Genomic DNA, 18,778 nt, shown 5'->3' with positions numbered 1-18,778 from the left:
TGGCCATGGCGCTTGTTTGACTCACCGTCAGTCAATGTCAGGGAAGATCTGACGCCACTCCTGTTTCATGTCCACCAGTGTCCAGCCGTCGGACTTCGCCTGGTCCATGGCTTTGTCGAGTTTGCCGATGGTGGAGTGACGGTCGTAGGCCCATTCCCGTTTGTCGTCGGTATGGTGCACCAGGCCGGCAAAGCTGAGGTAAGGGCTGGCTTTGGTCCACTGCAGCATCTGCCTGTCGCCATCGGAGTTGCCAAAGGCGAACACCGGGCGTTTGCCGATGTGATAGTGGATGGCCACCGGCTTGGTGGCCTTATCGTCGATGAAGTGAATCTCGGCATCACGCATCAGGGTGGGGACACCATCAATCACCTCATAGCGTACCGCCAGGCTGGAGCCGATAACCTGTTGCGGCGGTAGGCCGTACACCGCTTCACTCCAGGGGCGCATAAAGTCGATGCCGCCACCGGAAACGATGTAGTTGGTGAAGCCGTGTGCCTGCAGATAATCCAGTAGCTCCAGCATCGGCTGATACACCATCTGGGTGTACTTACGACCGGTTTGGGGATGGGTGGCGGTGTCGATCCACTGCTGAACCAGGGCGGCAAACTCGGCGGTGCTGATGCCGGCGTGGGTGGCCATCACCAGGTCGAGTAACGCCCGTTCGCCGCCTTTGAGGGCGGTGGCCATGTCATTTTCCAGCACGGCTTTAAAGGGCTGAGTCTGCTTCCATTGCGGGTGTTCGGGGGCCATCTGATGAATGCGGTCAATGGCAAACGCCAATTGGTTATAGAGAGGCTGTTCGCTCCACAGGGTGCCATCGTTGTCGAACACCGCGATGCGATCGGCCTCTGGGATGAATGCCGGGTTAGTGTCAGTGGTGACGGTATCGACGTACGCGATGATGGCGGCCTTGCTGGAACCGTTGTGCCAGGAAGGCAGTGGATCGGTGCTGGCCTGTGCTGTGGCCAGGCACAGCCCCAGGCTGAGTGTGGCACCCATGGGGCGAAGCAAGTGGGACCGTAATCGAAGCGTCATGAAAATTCCTTGTTACCTGTTCATCTGGCCCCAGGATCAGTGCTGGGGACACCAGACTATCCGAAAACTGTTCGGACTCGGCCGAATAATGCGACTTGGGTCAGCGAGGGTTCAGTGTAGTCCTAAAAACACCAGGGCGTAGACAGGGCATTAACAGGCTGGCCGCCAGCTAGCCTGATTCGTCATTGTCGGCCGCGAGTCGTGTCTGTGCCTCCTGCATCAGTTCCAGATACAGTGCATTGGCTGCCAAACCTGTGCGGGCCAGCTTGGGCCGAACCAGGTGCATCGGCACCTGATAACGGCGGCCGCCATCAAGGTTGAGCCGCACAAACTGGTTGGGGTCTCGCTGGGCCAGCAGGTGTTCGGGCAGACGGCAGAAACCGGCGCCGGCGATCACCGCCTCCCAGGCATGATCGAAATTGTCCACGGTCAGTCGCTGCTGTGCTTTCAGCCAGCCCACATCCTGGGCCTGTTCGTCGGCGCCCAGATCCCGAATGACGATCTGGGTTTGACCGGTCAGGTCGTCATTGTTGAGCTCGGATCGGCTGGCCAGTTGATGCTGGTTGCCCACTACCGGCACCATGGTGACCGTGCCAAAGGCCTCTGCCAGATGGTTGCCCATGGGGACATTGATGATGGCCAGGTCGCACAGCTGTTGTTCCACCGCATCACGGGTGCTGGTCAGCGAGGTTTCCCGAATCTGGACCGAGGTGCCGGGATGACGGGCCATAAATCGGGATAGTGGCGGGTACAGCCAGCGTCGGTCGCAGAGGTGATCCATGGTCAGGGTGATCTGCGCCTCGGCGCCTTCGGCCAGTTGTCGGGCCATCCATTCCAGATCTCGGGCCTGCTCCAGCATCGGTGCCGCCCGGCGTAACAGCGCCTGCCCCTGTTCGGTCAGCACCGCCCGTCGCCCCACCACCTGCACCAGAGGCACCGCCAACTGGCTTTCCAGTTTTTTGATGCCGTAGATCAGAGTGGTGTGGCTTTTATTGAGCACGGCGGCGGCGCGTTGAATGCTGCCGGCCTGATCCACCGCCTGTAAGGTGTGCCATTGATCTAAGGTTGTTTTTAAACTCATGGTGGATTTTTTTGACACTTTAGTGCGGATATTTGAACTTTATTGTACATAATTTTGAGTTCAACATGGTGTTCAACCTCGATACCGAGGTCGAGACTCCGCTCTGCTGTGGTTTCGAAACAAGGTATCGGCGACGACAACTAAGATTGAGGAGTGACACCATGGCGGTAATTGTGCAAGTGGACTTTCCCTATGCGGGCCCGTTTGACCAGCGCATGACCGAGCAAATGAGCGACCTGGCGGCGTCGATCAACGATGAGCCGGGCATGCTGTGGAAGGTATGGACCATCAACGAGCAGACCAAGGAAGCCGGAGGCGTGTATTTATTCGATAATCAGGCCAACGCCGAGGCGTACCTGGCGATGCACAGTGCTCGTCTGCGGCAGATGGGCGTTGAGGGGATCACCGGTAAGGTGTTTCACATCAATGAGGCATTGACGGCCATTAATCAGGGCCCGGTAAACCCAGCCTAAATCAGGAGAGAACCGATGTCTGCAAATCGAGTGTTACAACTGCACAGCCTGATCTATGGTGTCTTTGCGGTTTTGCTGGCGCTGATCCCCGCTTGGCTGTGGCCGCAATATGGGTTGATGATCGACGATAAATACAGTGTATTTTTGTCTCAGCACAACAGCATTTTTCTGGCTGGCATTGCCATCATTGGTTGGCAGTTTTCTCGGTTTGAGCCCGGCAGTAGCGCGGTTCTGACCCTGTTGAGAAGCCTGATATGGACCAACCTTATTGGCGCTGCGGTGACCCTGTATGCCTGTTTGACCGGGCTGTTTAGCGGCTTCGGTTGGAGCGACCCGCTGTTCTTTATCGGCGTAGTACTGTGGTTAAGCTGGGCACTCAAGCGCGCCGAGCGCGGTTGACCATGGTTTAAGAAACGCTCCCGCTTTGGCGGGAGCGTTTTGCTATTCAGGCGAGCAGGGGCGACAGGTCGATGTGCTGGTTGAGGGGTTGTTCGGTGTCGGACAGATGGGGAATCCGCCCCAACAGCGGCGCCTTCATATGGCGGCACAGGTAGTCGATGTTTTCCTGCTGGCAGGCGCTGTCGGCATCGACGTGGTTGGCAATCCAGCCTACCAGTTTCAGGCCGTCGGCTTCGATCACTCGCTGCGACAATAGCGCATGGTTCAGACAACCCAGCTTGATCCCCACCACCAGTACCACCGGCAACTGTTGCTCGGCCACCCAGTGATTGAGCGTCACAGTGTCATCCACTGGCACCATCCAGCCGCCGGCGCCTTCCACGACCACCATATCGGCTATTTGGCCCAACTCTGTGAGCCCGCGCGTCAACCGGTCGGTGTCAATGGCGATGCCTTGATGGCGGGCGGCAAGATGAGGAGACAGGGGCTCAGGCAGCGCGTAAGGGTTGACCTGGTCGTAGGTCAGAGTCAGCGAACTGGCGGCCTGAAGCGCCAGGGCGTCGCCATTTTCCAGCCCCTGCTCACCGGGTTCACATCCGGCAGCCAGTGGCTTATAACCGGCGGTCGTCAGGCCCCGTTGGTGGCCGGCTTGCAGCAGGGCGCGGGCGGCCAGGGTTTTACCGATATCGGTGTCGGTGCCGGTGACAAACAACTTAAGTGTCATTGCTCAGAGTTCCAAAACAGACTTGATAGGTCAGGGGTAATAAACCGCGCTCATCGGCCTGAACGGCGTAAGCCTGCTGCAGGCGCTGCAGGGTGCCTTTGCCGGTCAGCCCCGGAGCCCGGCCGTGGTTGAGGTGGTTGGCACCGACGCCTTTCAGTGCCTTCATTACTGCCAACGCGTTGGGATAGTGCAGGGTGATGGCTTCAAACGTCAGTTGTGACGGTGAGAATCCCGCCTGGGCTACCTGCATGCGAATGGCCTCGGGACTGAGGAACCGGTTGATGTGATGGCGGCCATGGGCCTGTTGCCAGGCCTTATCCAGCTCGGACAGCGAACCGGTGGCCAGGGTGGAGAACAGCACCCGTCCGCCGGGGGTTAGCGCCCGTTTCAATTGAGACAGCGCCAGCTGCAGGTTGTCGCTCCACTGCAGCGCCAGATTGCTGAACACCAGATCGACGGCGTGGCTTTGCAGTGGCAGTGCATCGGCATCGGCGACCACCACCCGGGCGGCGGCGCAGCGCTGCTGCGTGGCCGATGCCATCGCCATGGCCAGATCCAAGCCAATCACCTGGTGTCCCTGGGCCTGTAACTGCTCTGAGAAGTGGCCGCTGCCACAACCTAAATCCAGGCAGCGACCGATGGCCTGAGGCCCGGCCAGGGCCAGCAGGCGTTCGCCGACTTGGCGCTGAAACGCGGCGTGGCTGTCGTAGCTGTGGGCGGCGCGGCTGAAGGCGGCGCCGATGGCGCCCTTGTCGTGTTTGGGTGATTCGAGCAGCGCCTTACTGTTCATGCCAGGCCTCGTTGATGGCATCGGCCAGTTGCTGCACCTGGTGTTGGCTGTGGGCGGCACTGAGGGTGATTCTCAGCCTGGCTTTGCCGGCGGGCACCGTTGGTGGCCGAATGGCACTGACCCAAAAGCCCTTGCGACGAAGTGCCTCAGACAGTGCCAGTGCCCGTTGGCTGTCGCCCACCATCAGCGGCTGGATGGGAGTGTCGGTGTGACACAGGGGAATGGCGGAATCCAGCCTCGCCTGCAACAGTTGTTGCCATTGCGCCAGCCGCTGTTGGCGCCACGGCTCCTGCGTGATCACCTCGATGGCCTCGCCGATGGCACAGGCCTGGGCCGGGGGCAGGGCGGTGGAGTAGATGAGATGGCGGGCAAACTGAGTCAGATACTCGGCCAGGTCGTGACCGCACAACACCGCTGCTCCGGCGCAGCCAAAGGCCTTGCCAAAGGTCACCACGAGCAGGTCTGGTTGAATGCCGGCGGCATCGCAGCTGCCTCGGCCCTGCTGGCCCAATATGCCACAGCCGTGGGCATCGTCGACCATCAGCCAGGCCCGATGCTGCTGGCACAGCGCGGCGATGTCGGCCAGCGGGGCGCGATCTCCGTCCATGCTGAACACCCCTTCGGTGATCACCAGCTTGGCTTGTTCAGGCGCGGCGCTCTGCAGCCGGCGCGCCAAATCGTCGCAGTCGTTGTGCTTAAAGCGGGCTTGGGTGGCAGGGCAAAGGTGGCCAGCTTCCTGCAAAGAGGCGTGGTTGAGGCGGTCTTGCAGCAGCAGATCGGATTTTTGCATCAGCGCATGAATGATGGCCTGATTGGCGGCAAAGCCACTGCTGAACAGCAGTGCCCGCTCAAACCCCAGCCATTGGCAAAGGGTCTGTTCTAACTGCTGATGGGCCTGGTGGTGCCCGGTAACCAACGGAGAAGCGCCACTGCCGGCACCAAAGCGACGCAGGCCGCGCTTCCAGGCATCGGACAGACGAGACGACTCCGCCAGACCCAGGTAATCGTTACCGCAAAAATGGTGATAGGGGCGGTCGTCAACCAGGATCTGGCCGCCATCGAGGCGTTGAATGGCCTGGCGGTGTCGGTATAGCCCTTGCGCATCCCGCTCCGCCAGCGCGGAGCGGATGCGGGTTGCCAGCGGATTAGCGGCTGGCATCGTAGAACAGGTCATCGGCGTTGGGACGAGCGGCGATGTTGTGGTTAACCTGAGCCAGCAGTGATTCGGCTTCCACGGCATCGGGCTTTTGTACTCGATCTTCGCTGTTGATCCCCAGCTTGTTGAACAGCTGCAGATCTTTGTCTTCGGCCGGATTGGGAGTGGTCAACAGTTTGCAGCCGTAGAACACCGAGTTGGCTCCGGCCATAAAGCACAGCGCCTGCATCTGCTCATTCATGTTTTCCCGGCCCGCCGACAGGCGCACCGCCGACTTGGGCATCATGATGCGGGCAATGGCCACCAGCCGAATAAAGTCGAACGGTTCGACGTCGTCCAGGTTCTCCATCGGCGTGCCTTTCACCTTCACCAGCATGTTGATGGGCACGCTCTCCGGGTGAGTGGGCAGATTGGCCAGTTCCACCAGCAGGCCGGCGCGGTCGCTGGCGCTCTCGCCCATGCCGATGATGCCACCGGAACAGACCTTCATGCCGGCGTCGCGCACGTGGCTGAGGGTGTCGAGCCGATCCTGGTAGGTGCGGGTGGTAATGATGTTGCCGTAAAACTCCGGCGAGGTATCCAGGTTGTGGTTGTAGTAATCCAGGCCGGCCTCAGCCAGCTCGTCGGCTTGGTCGGCGTCCAGCATGCCCAGGGTCATACAGGTTTCCATGCCCATGGATTTGACCCCACGGATCATCTCTACCAGATAGGGCATGTCGCGGGCTTTGGGATTTTTCCAGGCCGCGCCCATACAGAATCGCTGTGAGCCAGCGGCCTTGGCCTTTTGCGCCGATTCCAGCACCTGCTGCACCTCCATCAAGCGCTCTTTGTCGATGTCGGTGCGGTAATGCGCACTCTGAGGGCAGTACTTACAGTCTTCGGGGCAGGCGCCGGTTTTGATCGACAACAGAGTGCTGACCTGCACCTTGTTGGCGTCATGGTGCTGACGGTGTACTTGTTGGGCCTGAAACAGCAGATCCATAAAGGGTTGATTAAAAAGCGTATCGACTTCTTCTCTGGTCCAGTTGTGACGCAGTTCCACGGCGGTTCCCCAAAAAGGTTGTAGTTATCGGTTTGTCCTTGGCTAGTCTAAAGCAAGTCGATAAACTGTCAACCAACTGGGAATTGCTACATTTACAAACGGTTAAAAAATGACCATCGATATTGAGTTTGATCAGCAACACATCTGGCACCCTTACACGTCGACCCTGAACCCACTGCCGTGTTACCCGGTGGCGTCGGCCACCGGAGTGGAGTTGCAGCTGGAGGATGGCCGCACCCTGATCGACGGCATGTCCTCCTGGTGGGCCGCCATCCATGGTTACAACCATCCACACCTGAACCAGGCAGTCACCGGGCAACTGGCCAACATGTCGCACGTGATGTTTGGTGGCATCACCCATCAACCGGCGGTGTCTTTGTGCAAAAAGTTGGTGGCGATGACGCCGGCGCCATTGCAGCAGGTGTTTCTGGCGGACTCCGGTTCGGTGGCGGTGGAGGTGGCGTTGAAGATGGCGCTGCAATACTGGGCGGCCAAAGGCGAGAGTCGGCCTCGCTTTCTTACTCTGCGTCATGGCTATCATGGCGACACCTTCGCCGCCATGTCGGTGACCGACCCCGACAACTCCATGCACAGCCTCTACAAAGGCTTTTTGCCTGAGCACGTGTTTGCGGATTCGCCTCAGGGCGGCTTCTTTGAATCGTGGCGAGAGGCCGATTTTGACGATTTTCAGCGCCAGTTTGACCGCCATCAGCACCAATTGGCGGCGGTAATTCTGGAGCCCATCGTTCAGGGTGCGGGCGGCATGCGCTTCTATCACCCCGAGTTTCTGCGCCGGGTGCGACAGTTGTGTGACGACAGCGGCGTGCTGTTGATCTGCGATGAGATTGCCACCGGGTTTGGCCGAACCGGCAAGTTGTTTGCGTGTGAGCATGCGGACATCAGCCCGGACATTCTGTGTTTGGGTAAGGCCCTGACCGGCGGCTACATGACGCTGTCGGCCACCCTGACTACCCAATCTGTAGCCGATACCGTATGCAGCGGCGAAGCCGGGTGTTTTATGCATGGGCCCACCTTTATGGGCAACCCGCTGGCCTGCGCCGTTGCCAATGCCAGCCTGGAACTGGTGCAACAGGGCGACTGGCAGGCTCAGGTCGCAAAAATAGAAACCAGGCTGGCGCAGTGGCTGCCGCCTCTGGCTCAACTGCCAAAAGTGAAGTCGGTGCGCTGGCTTGGGGCCATCGGAGTGGTGGAAACCCACCAGCCCGTTGATGTGGCCGAGATTCAGCAGCACTTCGTAGAGCAGGGAGTGTGGATTCGACCCTTTGGCCGCTTGGTCTACATAATGCCGCCTTATGTCATTGAAGACTCGCAGTTAAAGCGTTTGGTGGACGCCATGGCGACCGCATTGGCCGGGTGATTGATTGTTACCTATCGAATGCAACTCTGCGTAGGATCAAAACTCCATCGAATCGGCTTCTTTAGCATAGGGGGAAGCCGTGTAGCGAGGGAGAGGGTGATGGGCAGACTGTATCGCCGGACGCAGTTCAGCGCATTGATGATCGGCGGGCTCAGCCTGCTGATCGCCACGTTCTGGTGGCAGGGATGTGACAGCCTGCCGGTGCTGCTGCTGTCGTCGTTGGTGCTGGTGGTGGGGGCGCTGTTTTCGTCACTGACCATCGAGGTGCACCAGGGATTTGTTCGCTGGTACTTTGGTCCCAGAGTGTGGCGGCGGCAGATTCAAATCAACCAGATTGACGCCGTATCTGTGGTCAACCGAGATCAAGACGGGCGCTGGCCGGTGCATCTGGGTCGCAGTGGTTGGGCCTATCAGGTTTCTGGTCACTACTCTGTCGAATTGATGCTGCGTTGTGGCAAGATCATTCGTCTGGGAACCGATTGCCCTGATGAGGTGGTGACCGCCATCATGACAGAACGCAACAAGCTGACCGACGAATGACGAATAAGGAGGGAACCTAATGGATCATCAAGCCGTTCGCGAATACTTGCTGAACAAGCCCAACTGCTTGCTGGATACCCCTTTTGGCCCGGAGGTGGAGGTGTTCAAGGTTAAGGGGAAGATGTTTGCCACCCTGTCGTTAGGGCAGGACAAGCGTCATTTCTGGATGAACTTGAAATGCGATCCGGATGAGGCGCTGGCACTGAGGGACATTTTCGAATCGGTCATCGCCGGCTACCACATGAACAAAAAGCACTGGAACACCGTGATTCTGGATGGCTCTATACCTCAGGGGGAGGTTGAGCGGATGATCGACAACTCCTTCCTATTGGTGGTGCAGTCCCTTCCCAAACGGGATCGAGTCTCGGTAGAGGTGCATCTCTAGCGCCATTGCGTGGTTGAAGCGCGATGCCGCTAGACGAGTCATCTCACTGATAATCATAATGGTTTGTCGGTTGCCTCTTTTTTGCGCTACAGTAATTCCGTTTTACTCATTTCGTCGTGTTCATTTTCTGTGGCTTCTGTGAAGGGGCGACATGGCGGAGCTGTGCCGATTCCTTTACTCGAAACAATTCAACTCCTTTGCAATTCAATAGGATAGCAGTTTGCGACTGCTTACTTTTGATTGGTCAGCCGGCTTAACGGGCTGGTGACACCATCGGCGCCCATCTGCAGCACATGGGTATAAATTTGGGTGGTTTTTAGGTTGCTGTGGCCTAATTGCGCCTGGATGGTGCGAATGTCGATGCCTTGTTGCAACAAATGGGTGGCAAACGAATGGCGCAGCGTATGGCAGGTGACCTCTTTTTCGATACCGGCCTGACGAGCGGCGTGCTTCACCGCTTTTCTTAAGTTGGATGGATGAATGTGATGCCGGCGAAGGGCGCCGCCATCAGGATCGAAGCTGAGGGAGGGGGAAGGAAACAGAAATTGCCACCCAAGCTCAAATTGGCCGTTAGGGAATTTTCTTGCCAGCGCATACGCCATGTTGACGCCTCTGAATTCCGGGCGTTTGAGATCGTGCTGTAAATACCGTCGAACCACTGCAATCTGAACCTTGAGTGAGTGGTGGAGTTCTCGAGCCAGGGTGACCCGGCGATGCTTGCCGCCCTTGCTGTCCCACACCTGGATGCCCGAATAGTCAAAATCGATGTCTTTGACCCTGAGTCGATAAGCCTCACTCTTGCGAAGGCCGCTGCCGTACATCAATTGCATGGGCAACAGATACCGAGGCGAGGCCTGAGCAAGCAGCGCGGCCATTTCACTGCACGTGAGCACGGTTGGTAGTTTCGGCTGCCGTTGGCTTCGTTGAAACGCGAGGGTGAGTGACAGCGGCTTATCGAGAATGTCTCGATAGAGAAACACCAGCGCATTCAGAGCGATGGCCTGGGTGGCCGGAGACAAATTGCGTTCAGAGGCTAGAAACGACAGAAATCGCTCCGGCTGTTGCTCATTCGCGTCGATGGGGTGTTGCTGACCACAAAAATTCACATAGCGCTTTATCCATAACGTGTAGGTGCGGATGGTGTTTTCTCGATAGCGCATAGCCCGCATTCGTTCGGAAAGGTGAGCGATGAAAGGCGAAGTCATAGATCATTTCCTGATAACTGTATAAATATACAGTTATAGGTCAGCGCCGCTTTTTTGCAAGCTGGATCCGCCTTGCGCGCCAAGTAATCGAGGAAAGAAATCGTTTTTGTGATGCTATCACTTTGATTTATAGGATTTTTACGTCAAATTGGGAAATCTGGCCGCGGCGGATAGGCGGCAAGGTTTTGTTGGATGAAAGGCGGCGAATCGCCGCATAATAAGCTGTTATGTTCTAAGGGGGAAAATTGAGAACTGCGACAAAGTGCATATTACTACTGTCTCTAACAACAATAATTGGTGCTCTAGTTGTATTGTTTGATCCAGTTGCACATGAACATTGGAACCCGGTAAGAACTAGTAATTTGGCTAATGAAAGCATAGAGGATTTAAGCCAGCTGAAGAGAAAGGATTTAGCTGGAATTGTTATAAATGTAAGTGAATACAACATGAACTATATTGACGGAGCCACCATGAGAATTCACTGGCTAAAGTGTTCACTTTTCATAGCTACCGGGATGCTTTCGATTATGATTGTTATGCTTGGAATTACCCTGTATAGAAAGAGAACATAACAAGCGCCTTAAGATACGGACGCAAAACGCTTGGCTTGTGCTCGTACCTCACGGATTGTAGCCAAGCTTTGTTTCCGCCGCTTAGACGGGCGTTAGCAGCACAATCGAGAGGTCAGCGTTTGAAATACTTTATAGTCGCTTTATGTAGCCTGATCGCATCGGGGTGTTCTGCTGAATCCGAATTTATTCAAACTGACTGTGGGTACTTAAACGAAGATTATTTGATTGTGAGTTTTGCTAGTAATTCCGCTAGCAGAACAGTTTCCATTGGTAACTCCGCTTTGACGTTTAAAGGTACAACCTTAGAAGATATGAAGTGGCTAGCGGAGTTTACCGATATTGAATCTGTCGCGTTTGAGAAAGAAGTATTGTTGAAAATCACTTTACATTCAGGCTTCTCTAAAAACATTGGCAGAGTAAACGCTAATTGTAAGGCGCTGATAGATAGTCACTTTAAAGAAAGAAATATCGTTTGGTAGTGTAGTATGCTGCTAACAAGCTGTTTAATAGTGGACAAAATTACGTTGGCTTGGTTTCGCTCCGCTTCACATTTTAGCCAATATAATTTTGCCCATTAACAGGGCGTTAGGTGCTCAATGAATCCAATCGTCAAGTTAGGTCGAAAAATTGTGGATTTGAAATTCAAAAAATAAAATAGACACCCATTTTTAAAATCGCTCACTAGGCACCTGGTGGCAGAACTTGTAGTTGCCCCATTAGATCTTTATGAAACTCATTGCCAGTGGTTGAGATGATGGGGTTTGGCGTGATTTTAATGAGAATTGCCGAAAAGCGGGCAGCTAAGCACCACTCATTGAGCAAGTGTCTTTATCTGATCAGGAGGGAAGTTACCGATTAAGCACCTAGCAAGCGTTTGGCGTTTCCTGAGCCTCGAATTCGGTGCATACCATCGGTTTGTCGGCAGTGCTGCAGGCTGTGCAGTCGTCCTGCCAGATAGCAGAATTGGTACTCAAAGCCCTCGGTGAGCTCCATCCAGCTGTCTAAGTCGATATCGAGTCGTTGCAGCAGCGTGCCGCAGGTGATTGGGATGGCCCCGGTTTTGTCGCCCCTGATGGCACGACCGGTAAACTCCACCAGTTCCAGATAATCATTGAGATGACAGGGCAATGCATGTAGGCCCAAATTGTTGGCATCAAACGGCTTTAGCGGCTCTGGCTGTTTGCCGTGAAGGGCCGCGCGGATGCGCATTTGAATGCTGGTAACAAATAAAATAGACACCCATTTTTAAAATCGCTCACTAGGCACCTGGTGGCAGAACTTGTAGTTGCCCCATTAGATCTTTATGAAACTCATTGCCAGTGGTTGAGATGATGGGGTTTGGCGTGTTTTTAATGAGAATTGCCGAAAAGCGGGCAGCTAAGCACCACTCATTGAGCAAGTGTCTTTATCTGATCAGGAGGGAAGTTACCGATTAAGCACCTAGCAAGCGTTTGGCGTTTCCTGAGCCTCGAATTCGGTGCATACCATCGGTTTGTCGGCAGTGCTGCAGGCTGTGCAGTCGTCCTGCCAGATAGCAGAATTGGTACTCAAAGCCCTCGGTGAGCTCCATCCAGCTGTCTAAGTCGATATCGAGTCGTTGCAGCAGCGTGCCGCAGGTGATTGGGATGGCCCCGGTTTTGTCGCCCCTGATGGCACGACCGGTAAACTCCACCAGTTCCAGATAATCATTGAGATGACAGGGCAATGCATGTAGGCCCAAATTGTTGGCATCAAACGGCTTTAGCGGCTCTGGCTGTTTGCCGTGAAGGGCCGCGCGGATGCGCATTTGAATGCTGGTAAAGTCCGATTGCTCCGGGGTCTTGGCGATGCCTGCACGAATAGGGTTGAGGTCAACGTAAGCCATACACGCCAGCAGAGCCTGCTCATCGAGCAAGGCCTGAGATTTGAAACGGCCCTCCCAGAACCGTCCGGTGCACTCATCCTCTTTGTTGGCTTCGCGAGCAATGTACTCGTTGAGGGAGCGCATAAACCAACTTAAATCGACCAGGCGAGTGCGGTAGAGCTCCGCTTTGCGTTCAACCTGGTGGCGCTCAACACTGGCTAGATTGTCACGCTGCTCGTCGTCACAATAACGGCGGGTAACTTCAGTTCCGGCAAACAGTTGGTGCCAACGATTCAGCACCTCCAAGGTGCTCCAGTCGTTGGATTGTTGGGCATCGACATGCAGTACCACATGGGTATGGTTACTCATCACCGCATAGGCACAAACTTCGATGGCAAACGCCTGACTTAATTCGAGTAACCGTTTTTCAACCCAGTCGCGGCGGTGTTCGTAACTGATGCCGGTGTAGGTATCGATGCCACAAAGGAAACTGCGGCGAACACAACGGCTAACGCAGTGATAGAACGGGGTATCTTGCAACGATACCTGTTGGCTTCTGGCTGTGGGCATAGTCTCATCCTTGAAACTAACAAAATCACAGTATAGATGATGGCTTCAGAGCGCTCTTAGCATGGGTGTCTCTTTTAGCCCTGATGATGGCTTCAGAGCGCTCTTAGTATGGGTGTCTCTTTTAGCCCATGCTTTTAGCCCTGGTGTCTCTTTTAGCCCTCTAAAAGGGTGCAAGACGCTTGGCTTGCGCTCATTTGTCGTTAACTTTTAAAACATAGATACGCCAATTAATAAGGCCTTTTTATTGGGGGATGTAGTGAAATCCACGTTGCTGATACTGATGCTTGCCCTTTCATTAACTGTGAATACATATTACATCTTGAATGATAGCGAGCCTAAGAGACTAATAATAGCCAACGAAAGTCAGGCTAAATGTTTGGCTTTAAGAAATGAAATTGAATCAAAGTGGAAAGTATATGGGCCAGAGATATTTGATAAGCACTTTATTGTAAGTATTGATGACAAAGAAGAGGGAAGCTTTGAGTATATAGCGTCTGCATGCTTTTATGATAGCTATATTGAAGGTGTGACGATGGAAAACTTCTCTAGAAAAGCTGATTTTTTTAATTCTATTGGAAGTGACAGAGTTTACTTTTACAAACCTTTAGACTCTAACATCTTTAAAATCTACGGCGTAGATGACTAAACATAACAAGCGCCTGAAAACACGGACTGAAGTTGACCCGCTTTAGTGGACACCAAAATCGTTAGATTGAGGTCTCAAAGGAGTGTGTTTGGAAGAGGTTAAACCGTTTATTCTTCTCGCGATTGTATTGGCCGTAGCGGCTGCTGTGTTCCCTCTGTTTCGTGATATGTACTTAGCGGTAGAGTACGGCGTGACCGAGATCCCTTATACAGTGCGGAAGCAGTGGGAGTCTTTATCAATACTCGTTGTCTCGCTTCAAAATCTAGCGTGTTGCGCCTGGCTATGGTGGGTGACGTCGAAGAACAATGATGGAAAGCTGCTATGGAGTGCCTTCGGTCTGCTATTTGGTCTCGTTCCTATCGCAATTTATTATTTGGTACGTCTTAATGATCGGATTGATCTATAATAAACTCCTGCAGGAGGGTAGTATTAGTTTGGTTGGCTATTGCTCGTACTTCGATGATTTTTGCTATCCAACGTGCTTTCACTTAATGGGGTGTTAAATGGCTCAGGAGGTTTAGTATGGAAGTTAAGCTCAGCGACCTTGCCTTAGCCGTTGATTTTTCATCGTCTGGGCTGTTGTTTGATAGTTGTACGTATCTAAATAGGTGCAGCGGCAAGATAGTTTACACTGGCGATCTCATCGACGATGAAGAGCTACCTGATGATCTTTATGACAATCCAGATTACGTAGAGATTCCATCGAAGCAAGATATGAACTTGGGTAAACGGTTAGTTCTAAGGTTTGCCGCAGAGCACCTTTCAGAACACGTTGAAACTGTGCATAACATATTTAGTCGGCGTGGCGCATACGGAAGGTTTAAGGTTCTTCTTGATCAAACTAACATGCTCGATGAATGGTATCGATATGAAGAGAAGGCCGTAACTAGGGAGTTGCTTGAATGGTGTCTTGTCAATGAAATAACAGTCAATGAAGATTCTTGACAATGCACTGCAGGCAGCTGTTACTGGCTAGCAGTACTCTTCTTTATTGGGTATCATATTAAGAGTGCATCTCATTGAGGACTGGTTGCTTTAATAAAAAGCTAGAAGTTATAATTGATTTAATCCGGTTGATATAAACCGAGTTACTTAAAACATAGTAAATAATTCCTATGAATAAAAACAAATGTTACATTGCTTTTTCCCTAACGGTTTTGATTCTATTATCAGGTTGTGCATCTCAACCCGAAACGCATGGTAACGATCTTCCAGGCTTTTTCACTGGCCTAATGCATGGTTTTTTCTTTATTTTTAGTTTTATCGCAAGCCTGTTTTCTGATGTCAGAATCTATACCTTCCCTAACTCGGGAGTGTGGTACGATTTTGGCTTTCTAGTTGGGCTGGTGTCTGCTGTCAGTGCTGGCACTTCTGTAAAATAGACAGCCAATTTTAGGAGGTCCTATGGCTTGGAAATGCCAGAACTGTAGTACAGAGATCGACGAGTCCAGCTTTGAAGTTTGCTGGAACTGCGGCTGTGAGAGAGGGCAACTAAAGCCAGCTGAATCAAAGGCCCAAGCTCTGAAATGCCTTCGCTGTGAGTCAGCGATGCTGATGCTTGGCTCCAAGGAGTTTCATGAGGGCACTCGATGGGGCGCGTTGGGCAATTTCGCCGAGCTGTTAGTCGATAAACAAGCGCTCGATATGTTTGCTTGTGAATCGTGCGGCAAGGTTGAATTCTTTTTGCCCGGAGCAGGCGCAAGATAACGAAAGACTCAAGACGGATAGCAATCAGTCCGGTTGCGCTCGTGCCTCGCCGAGTATAGCCAGACAAGCAGTTGCCTCTAAAGGGACGATATATTGTCGGAGATGTATGAATAATTTCCCAATAGTAGAAACGGAAAGGCTTATCCTGGATGAGCAATCCAACGATGATGCTAAAGCAATTTTCGCCATGTTTTCTGATAGCGAAGTGACTGAATTTTACGATTTACACTTCACTTCGGAAAATGAAGCGCTTGAATTAATAGAAAATGATAATAAGAGCTTTAGAGAGCAAAAAAGTGTTCGATGGGCGATTCGAGAAAAATCAACGAATGAATTTGTAGGTAGTTGTGGCATTAATCGTTTCGAAGAAAGCAATGATGTAGCGGTTATAGGCTATGAACTCCAAAAAAGATCCTGGGGAAAGGGCTTTGCTAAAGAAGCTGTAAGTAAAGTTGTCGAGTACTCATTTTCAAATGACTGCCCAAGGTTTATTAATAAAATTGAGGCGTATGTTATGTTGGGCAATGGTGCTTCGGAGTCTGTGCTTGAAAAGTTAGGCTTTCAATGTGACGGCATACTAAGGCAGCATGGTAAATGGAAGGGCTCCTATCATGACCTAAAGGTGTTTTCCCTTTTACGTTCAGAGGGCAATAAAGCAGATTGAGCTAATGATGAGAGAGGCATATAGGGCGGCCCACAAGTGTCAACGCAGGCAACGCTCCCTGGGTGTGAATCTCGGTGCTTAGATTCTGCCTTCAGTGTATCGAGTAACCCAAGCGATACGGAATCGTCCCTGCTGGGTACAGAAACAGGCGCTGTTCAGTCAGTTAATTCTGACAGCCGGGCCGAGGTTAACTATGCTGTGTCCCTGCAAAGACCATCGACACCAGCCCTTGTGTGGGTCTGGGCCCGCTAGGCCGAATCGCGGCCATGATCGCGGATGGCGGCAGTAACGAGACGATTGGCCATTTTATACAAAAGGGTGATAGGAATGAGTAGTACCGGAATTCAAAAGAGCATTGGCCTGCTGGGCATTGGCTTCTTTGGGTTTATTTTGTGGATCATCTATCTGGCCAACAGCGGTGGCGACAGTGTGTTTTTCGATCTGGTTCGGCAGTTGCCGTATGGCGATAAGTTGGGTCACTTCTGTTTGTTTGGCTTGTTAACCCTGGCTGCCAATCTGGGCACTGGCCTTAAGACTCTTCCCGTCGGCCGTTGGCGCTGGTACCTCGGTACGACGCTGGTGTCGCTGTTTGTGCTGCTGGAGGAGCTGAGTCAACTGCTTCTGCCTCGGCGCACCTTCGATGTTACCGACCTGGCGGCGGATCTGGTGGGGATTGTGCTGTTTACCTGGGTCAGTAAAAAGCTGGCGGCAACACGCTGGCTCTGTCGTCGGCACGCCGAGAGCTGATTCCTTCGAGGTGGCCAGGTCCCAGTGTTTTTGCTTCATCGAGGTCATTACCTGTCAATTTAACTTTCTTGGGCTGATTCGGCTCGCGTCGCTGGAATTCGGGCTGTTTGGCATCTGAACACATCCCCTGTACGGCGGTTGCTTCCCTAAACCACTTTGACCGATTGCTCGTACTTGATGGTGCTTGCTGCAAACGGCGACATTCGGCCGAGACACAGGCTGATTTCAGTAGGGGAGGGGTGATGAACATTTTTGTACTGGATGATGACATAGAGCGCTGTGCCCGCAGTCACTGCGATCAGCATGTGGTCAAGATGATCCTCGAAAGCGTGCAACTGCTGTGCACGGCGTTAAACAAAAAGGGGTTTGACACCCCTTATCGCTCCACCCACCTCAAGCATCCCTGTGTGTTATGGGTAGAGGAGTCCTACGATAACTTTTGCTGGCTACGGGATCTGGCGGTGGCCCTGAACGATGAATATCGGTTTCGCTACGGTAAACCTCAAGACCACAAGTCGATGGCGACGCTGTCGCTCATTGAGTCGATGCCGTTTGCCCGCCGTGGACTGACACCCTTTGCTCAAGCGATGCCAGAGCCGTTTAAAGTTCAGGGCAATGCGGTGCTGGCCTATCGGCGCTTCTACGTTCAGGACAAGTCGCGCTTTGCTCGCTGGACAGTTCGGCCCCAACCCGATTGGTATACTCAGATGCTGAACGCGGCTACGGATTGATGGAATCGAAACTTGCCCCTTTGGCAAGGGCAACCGGTCTTTAGTTCCTCTTTTGGCTCCGCCCGTTAGTGTTGTAACAGCTTTACATCAGGAGCATAGGAGAGGTCACGGTTGCCGTTGCATTGCTTTGTTGGCAGACGTTATTCTTGATCTGCTCCGAGACGGGTCCGGCATGATGCTTTGGGCTGGAGCAAGACAGACAGAAAAGGAGTTTCAATGTCTATTAATGCAACCCTTGCTGGCCAGATGATGGTGTTGTGGCTGGTATTGTCCACGGTATTGATTGCATTGCTGGCCAGAAAGCGCAGCGATACCCCGGCTTTGGTAACCTTGGTTGGGGCGGTGTTGTCGTTGATTCCCCCTTTGGGCATGGCGTATATGGGCTTCTTGGCCCTGAAGGCAGACAGCCGCAGGTTGCGGCGTTACGACTAGGCTCGACGATCAAAAAACGGCACTTAGGGTGCCGTTTTTTTGTGTCTGAAAATCGATGAGGCTCAGTCTGCCTTGGCGGTTTCCATGGCTGCAGCCGGTTGGTTGATTTTTTGATGCAGCCACAGACCAGAGGCTTTCATCAGGAAGCCAAAGGTGGCGCCGACAATCAGAGCCGGAATCACCGCCTGCCAGTCGCCCGCGGCGGCAAAGGTGGCACAGCTGCCGACAAAGGTACCGGGAATGTAGTTGAGCCAGGTCTGTTTGGCTTGAACACACATCAGCGTGGCGACGATGCCGGTAATCACATAGCCAATCACTTCGGCACCGGCGATGGTGGACAGTTGGATGATCACCATGGCCCAGAATACGCCGCTCATATTGGTGGCCACGCTCAGTGCCAACCCTTTTACGCCATCTTGAGGGGAGGCAAAGTAGGTTGTGCAACCCAGAAAGCCGGCCCAGGTCAGCAGACCCAATGACACCGACACCCAGCCCCAGATGCCGGACAGTATTCCGGTTGTGATTGCAATCGCCACCAATACAGACATGTAATCGTCTCGTCGTTATCTCAGAAAGATGACGGAGTGTATCTTACTTATTTTCACATCCAAGTGATCACGATCACGCTATTGGGCGGATTAGGTCGGGTTTGACGCTA

At 53.4% G+C, this 18,778-nt stretch carries 26 protein-coding genes; 16 read left to right on the top strand and 10 right to left on the bottom strand.

The window, feature by feature from the left end:
* Window positions 1-27 precede the first annotated feature (27 nt).
* On the bottom strand, window positions 28-1,035 hold the full coding sequence (locus J8Z22_RS14280; RefSeq protein WP_252006886.1) for an HAD family phosphatase: 1,008 nt from the start codon (window positions 1,033-1,035) through the stop codon (window positions 28-30).
* Between the two features lie 169 nt (window positions 1,036-1,204).
* The gene (locus tag J8Z22_RS14275) at window positions 1,205-2,116 is read right to left on the bottom strand and encodes a LysR family transcriptional regulator (protein ID WP_252006885.1); all 912 of its coding nucleotides are present in this window, start codon (window positions 2,114-2,116) and stop codon (window positions 1,205-1,207) included.
* Between the two features lie 161 nt (window positions 2,117-2,277).
* Between J8Z22_RS14275 and J8Z22_RS14270 the strand changes: the two genes are divergently transcribed.
* Both J8Z22_RS14270 and J8Z22_RS14265 read left to right on the top strand, forming a co-directional pair.
* The gene (locus J8Z22_RS14270; RefSeq protein ID WP_028113225.1) at window positions 2,278-2,589 is read left to right on the top strand and encodes a monooxygenase; all 312 of its coding nucleotides are present in this window, start codon (window positions 2,278-2,280) and stop codon (window positions 2,587-2,589) included.
* Between the two features lie 15 nt (window positions 2,590-2,604).
* On the top strand, window positions 2,605-2,988 hold the full coding sequence (locus J8Z22_RS14265; RefSeq protein WP_028113224.1) for a hypothetical protein: 384 nt from the start codon (window positions 2,605-2,607) through the stop codon (window positions 2,986-2,988).
* A 46-nt stretch (window positions 2,989-3,034) separates the two neighbouring features.
* Here J8Z22_RS14265 and bioD read toward each other — a convergent pair whose 3' ends face one another.
* Genes bioD through bioB form a run of 4 tightly spaced genes read right to left on the bottom strand, consistent with a single transcriptional unit; the run spans window position 3,035 to window position 6,640 of the window.
* Window positions 3,035-3,712, bottom strand: a complete 678-nt coding sequence (gene bioD, locus J8Z22_RS14260; RefSeq protein WP_252006884.1) for a dethiobiotin synthase — start codon at window positions 3,710-3,712, stop codon at window positions 3,035-3,037.
* Window positions 3,702-4,502, bottom strand: a complete 801-nt coding sequence (bioC, locus tag J8Z22_RS14255; protein WP_252006883.1) for a malonyl-ACP O-methyltransferase BioC — start codon at window positions 4,500-4,502, stop codon at window positions 3,702-3,704. The genes bioD and bioC overlap by 11 nt, the downstream gene beginning before the upstream one ends.
* Window positions 4,492-5,661, bottom strand: a complete 1,170-nt coding sequence (gene bioF / locus J8Z22_RS14250; RefSeq protein WP_252006882.1) for an 8-amino-7-oxononanoate synthase — start codon at window positions 5,659-5,661, stop codon at window positions 4,492-4,494. Before bioF ends, bioC begins: the two co-directional genes overlap by 11 nt.
* Complete coding sequence (bioB, locus tag J8Z22_RS14245; protein ID WP_211227293.1) at window positions 5,648-6,640, bottom strand: biotin synthase BioB; 993 nt, start codon at window positions 6,638-6,640, stop codon at window positions 5,648-5,650. Before bioB ends, bioF begins: the two co-directional genes overlap by 14 nt.
* Window positions 6,641-6,809: 169 nt before the next feature.
* Between bioB and bioA the strand changes: the two genes are divergently transcribed.
* From bioA to J8Z22_RS14230, 3 genes are all read left to right on the top strand, one after another.
* Window positions 6,810-8,078 carry an adenosylmethionine--8-amino-7-oxononanoate transaminase gene (gene bioA, locus J8Z22_RS14240; RefSeq protein ID WP_252006881.1) on the top strand — a complete coding sequence of 423 codons (1,269 nt, stop codon included), beginning with the start codon at window positions 6,810-6,812 and terminating at the stop codon, window positions 8,076-8,078.
* A 99-nt stretch (window positions 8,079-8,177) separates the two neighbouring features.
* Complete coding sequence (locus J8Z22_RS14235; RefSeq protein WP_051252690.1) at window positions 8,178-8,618, top strand: hypothetical protein; 441 nt, start codon at window positions 8,178-8,180, stop codon at window positions 8,616-8,618.
* 19 nt (window positions 8,619-8,637) lie between these two features.
* Window positions 8,638-9,003, top strand: a complete 366-nt coding sequence (locus J8Z22_RS14230) for an MmcQ/YjbR family DNA-binding protein (RefSeq protein WP_252006880.1) — start codon at window positions 8,638-8,640, stop codon at window positions 9,001-9,003.
* A 230-nt stretch (window positions 9,004-9,233) separates the two neighbouring features.
* Here J8Z22_RS14230 and J8Z22_RS14225 read toward each other — a convergent pair whose 3' ends face one another.
* A complete protein-coding gene (locus tag J8Z22_RS14225) occupies window positions 9,234-10,163 on the bottom strand; it encodes an integron integrase (protein WP_305881803.1) in 930 nt (309 codons plus the stop codon).
* A gap of 290 nt (window positions 10,164-10,453) precedes the next feature.
* On the opposite strand from J8Z22_RS14225, the gene J8Z22_RS14220 reads away from it, so the two are divergent.
* Together J8Z22_RS14220 and J8Z22_RS14215 are read left to right on the top strand one after the other, a co-directional pair.
* The gene (locus J8Z22_RS14220; RefSeq protein WP_252006878.1) at window positions 10,454-10,780 is read left to right on the top strand and encodes a hypothetical protein; all 327 of its coding nucleotides are present in this window, start codon (window positions 10,454-10,456) and stop codon (window positions 10,778-10,780) included.
* A gap of 119 nt (window positions 10,781-10,899) precedes the next feature.
* Window positions 10,900-11,259 (top strand): hypothetical protein, encoded by a 360-nt coding sequence (locus J8Z22_RS14215; protein WP_252006877.1) that lies wholly within the window; start codon window positions 10,900-10,902, stop codon window positions 11,257-11,259.
* Window positions 11,260-11,635: 376 nt separating this feature from the next.
* Here J8Z22_RS14215 and J8Z22_RS14210 read toward each other — a convergent pair whose 3' ends face one another.
* Both J8Z22_RS14210 and J8Z22_RS14205 read right to left on the bottom strand, forming a co-directional pair.
* Complete coding sequence (locus tag J8Z22_RS14210) at window positions 11,636-12,019, bottom strand: hypothetical protein (protein WP_252006876.1); 384 nt, start codon at window positions 12,017-12,019, stop codon at window positions 11,636-11,638.
* A 193-nt stretch (window positions 12,020-12,212) separates the two neighbouring features.
* Complete coding sequence (locus J8Z22_RS14205) at window positions 12,213-13,193, bottom strand: transposase (RefSeq protein ID WP_252006875.1); 981 nt, start codon at window positions 13,191-13,193, stop codon at window positions 12,213-12,215.
* A gap of 256 nt (window positions 13,194-13,449) precedes the next feature.
* Here J8Z22_RS14205 and J8Z22_RS14200 point away from each other — a divergent pair, with 256 nt between their 5' ends.
* The 9 genes from J8Z22_RS14200 (at window position 13,450) to J8Z22_RS14160 (ending at window position 18,120) form a co-directional block, all read left to right on the top strand.
* Complete coding sequence (locus J8Z22_RS14200) at window positions 13,450-13,839, top strand: hypothetical protein (protein ID WP_252006874.1); 390 nt, start codon at window positions 13,450-13,452, stop codon at window positions 13,837-13,839.
* Between the two features lie 88 nt (window positions 13,840-13,927).
* Window positions 13,928-14,245 (top strand): hypothetical protein, encoded by a 318-nt coding sequence (locus J8Z22_RS14195; protein ID WP_252006873.1) that lies wholly within the window; start codon window positions 13,928-13,930, stop codon window positions 14,243-14,245.
* A gap of 116 nt (window positions 14,246-14,361) precedes the next feature.
* Entirely contained in the window at window positions 14,362-14,784 is a 423-nt protein-coding gene (locus tag J8Z22_RS14190) for a UPF0158 family protein (protein WP_252006872.1), read from the top strand.
* Window positions 14,785-14,954: 170 nt separating this feature from the next.
* The gene (locus J8Z22_RS14185; RefSeq protein ID WP_252006871.1) at window positions 14,955-15,221 is read left to right on the top strand and encodes a hypothetical protein; all 267 of its coding nucleotides are present in this window, start codon (window positions 14,955-14,957) and stop codon (window positions 15,219-15,221) included.
* Window positions 15,222-15,243: 22 nt separating this feature from the next.
* The gene (locus J8Z22_RS14180; protein WP_252006870.1) at window positions 15,244-15,546 is read left to right on the top strand and encodes a hypothetical protein; all 303 of its coding nucleotides are present in this window, start codon (window positions 15,244-15,246) and stop codon (window positions 15,544-15,546) included.
* Window positions 15,547-15,652: 106 nt separating this feature from the next.
* On the top strand, window positions 15,653-16,210 hold the full coding sequence (locus tag J8Z22_RS14175; RefSeq protein WP_252006869.1) for a GNAT family N-acetyltransferase: 558 nt from the start codon (window positions 15,653-15,655) through the stop codon (window positions 16,208-16,210).
* A gap of 327 nt (window positions 16,211-16,537) precedes the next feature.
* Window positions 16,538-16,957 (top strand): VanZ family protein, encoded by a 420-nt coding sequence (locus J8Z22_RS14170; protein WP_252006868.1) that lies wholly within the window; start codon window positions 16,538-16,540, stop codon window positions 16,955-16,957.
* Between the two features lie 242 nt (window positions 16,958-17,199).
* Window positions 17,200-17,688 carry a pyrimidine dimer DNA glycosylase/endonuclease V gene (locus J8Z22_RS14165; RefSeq protein WP_252006867.1) on the top strand — a complete coding sequence of 163 codons (489 nt, stop codon included), beginning with the start codon at window positions 17,200-17,202 and terminating at the stop codon, window positions 17,686-17,688.
* A gap of 216 nt (window positions 17,689-17,904) precedes the next feature.
* Window positions 17,905-18,120: a hypothetical protein gene (locus J8Z22_RS14160; RefSeq protein WP_252006866.1), complete on the top strand. Its 216-nt coding sequence runs from the start codon at window positions 17,905-17,907 to the stop codon at window positions 18,118-18,120.
* Window positions 18,121-18,182: 62 nt separating this feature from the next.
* Here J8Z22_RS14160 and J8Z22_RS14155 read toward each other — a convergent pair whose 3' ends face one another.
* Complete coding sequence (locus tag J8Z22_RS14155; RefSeq protein ID WP_028111633.1) at window positions 18,183-18,668, bottom strand: DUF1097 domain-containing protein; 486 nt, start codon at window positions 18,666-18,668, stop codon at window positions 18,183-18,185.
* Between the last annotated feature and the right edge of the window lie 110 nt (window positions 18,669-18,778).

This window comes from Ferrimonas sp. SCSIO 43195, from assembly GCF_023716685.1.
GTDB classification, from domain to species: Bacteria; Pseudomonadota; Gammaproteobacteria; order Enterobacterales; family Shewanellaceae; genus Ferrimonas; species Ferrimonas kyonanensis.
Note: the sequence above shows the minus strand (reverse complement) of the source record. Positions and strands in the feature narration are given on the sequence as shown.

Excerpts from the sequence above, each read along its gene's own strand:
- J8Z22_RS14280 (WP_252006886.1), bottom strand. The coding sequence starts at position 1,035 with ATGACGCTTCGATTACGGTCCCACTTGCTTCGCCCCATGGGTGCCACA.
- J8Z22_RS14275 (WP_252006885.1), bottom strand. The coding sequence starts at position 2,116 with ATGAGTTTAAAAACAACCTTAGATCAATGGCACACCTTACAGGCGGTG.
- J8Z22_RS14270 (WP_028113225.1), top strand. The coding sequence starts at position 2,278 with ATGGCGGTAATTGTGCAAGTGGACTTTCCCTATGCGGGCCCGTTTGAC.
- J8Z22_RS14265 (WP_028113224.1), top strand. The coding sequence starts at position 2,605 with ATGTCTGCAAATCGAGTGTTACAACTGCACAGCCTGATCTATGGTGTC.
- bioD (WP_252006884.1), bottom strand. The coding sequence starts at position 3,712 with ATGACACTTAAGTTGTTTGTCACCGGCACCGACACCGATATCGGTAAA.
- bioC (WP_252006883.1), bottom strand. The coding sequence starts at position 4,502 with ATGAACAGTAAGGCGCTGCTCGAATCACCCAAACACGACAAGGGCGCC.
- bioF (WP_252006882.1), bottom strand. The coding sequence starts at position 5,661 with ATGCCAGCCGCTAATCCGCTGGCAACCCGCATCCGCTCCGCGCTGGCG.
- bioB (WP_211227293.1), bottom strand. The coding sequence starts at position 6,640 with ATGGATCTGCTGTTTCAGGCCCAACAAGTACACCGTCAGCACCATGAC.
- bioA (WP_252006881.1), top strand. The coding sequence starts at position 6,810 with ATGACCATCGATATTGAGTTTGATCAGCAACACATCTGGCACCCTTAC.
- J8Z22_RS14235 (WP_051252690.1), top strand. The coding sequence starts at position 8,178 with ATGGGCAGACTGTATCGCCGGACGCAGTTCAGCGCATTGATGATCGGC.
- J8Z22_RS14230 (WP_252006880.1), top strand. The coding sequence starts at position 8,638 with ATGGATCATCAAGCCGTTCGCGAATACTTGCTGAACAAGCCCAACTGC.
- J8Z22_RS14225 (WP_305881803.1), bottom strand. The coding sequence starts at position 10,163 with ATGCGCTATCGAGAAAACACCATCCGCACCTACACGTTATGGATAAAG.
- J8Z22_RS14205 (WP_252006875.1), bottom strand. The coding sequence starts at position 13,193 with ATGCCCACAGCCAGAAGCCAACAGGTATCGTTGCAAGATACCCCGTTC.
- J8Z22_RS14190 (WP_252006872.1), top strand. The coding sequence starts at position 14,362 with ATGGAAGTTAAGCTCAGCGACCTTGCCTTAGCCGTTGATTTTTCATCG.
- J8Z22_RS14185 (WP_252006871.1), top strand. The coding sequence starts at position 14,955 with ATGAATAAAAACAAATGTTACATTGCTTTTTCCCTAACGGTTTTGATT.
- J8Z22_RS14180 (WP_252006870.1), top strand. The coding sequence starts at position 15,244 with ATGGCTTGGAAATGCCAGAACTGTAGTACAGAGATCGACGAGTCCAGC.
- J8Z22_RS14175 (WP_252006869.1), top strand. The coding sequence starts at position 15,653 with ATGAATAATTTCCCAATAGTAGAAACGGAAAGGCTTATCCTGGATGAG.
- J8Z22_RS14170 (WP_252006868.1), top strand. The coding sequence starts at position 16,538 with ATGAGTAGTACCGGAATTCAAAAGAGCATTGGCCTGCTGGGCATTGGC.
- J8Z22_RS14165 (WP_252006867.1), top strand. The coding sequence starts at position 17,200 with ATGAACATTTTTGTACTGGATGATGACATAGAGCGCTGTGCCCGCAGT.
- J8Z22_RS14160 (WP_252006866.1), top strand. The coding sequence starts at position 17,905 with ATGTCTATTAATGCAACCCTTGCTGGCCAGATGATGGTGTTGTGGCTG.
- J8Z22_RS14155 (WP_028111633.1), bottom strand. The coding sequence starts at position 18,668 with ATGTCTGTATTGGTGGCGATTGCAATCACAACCGGAATACTGTCCGGC.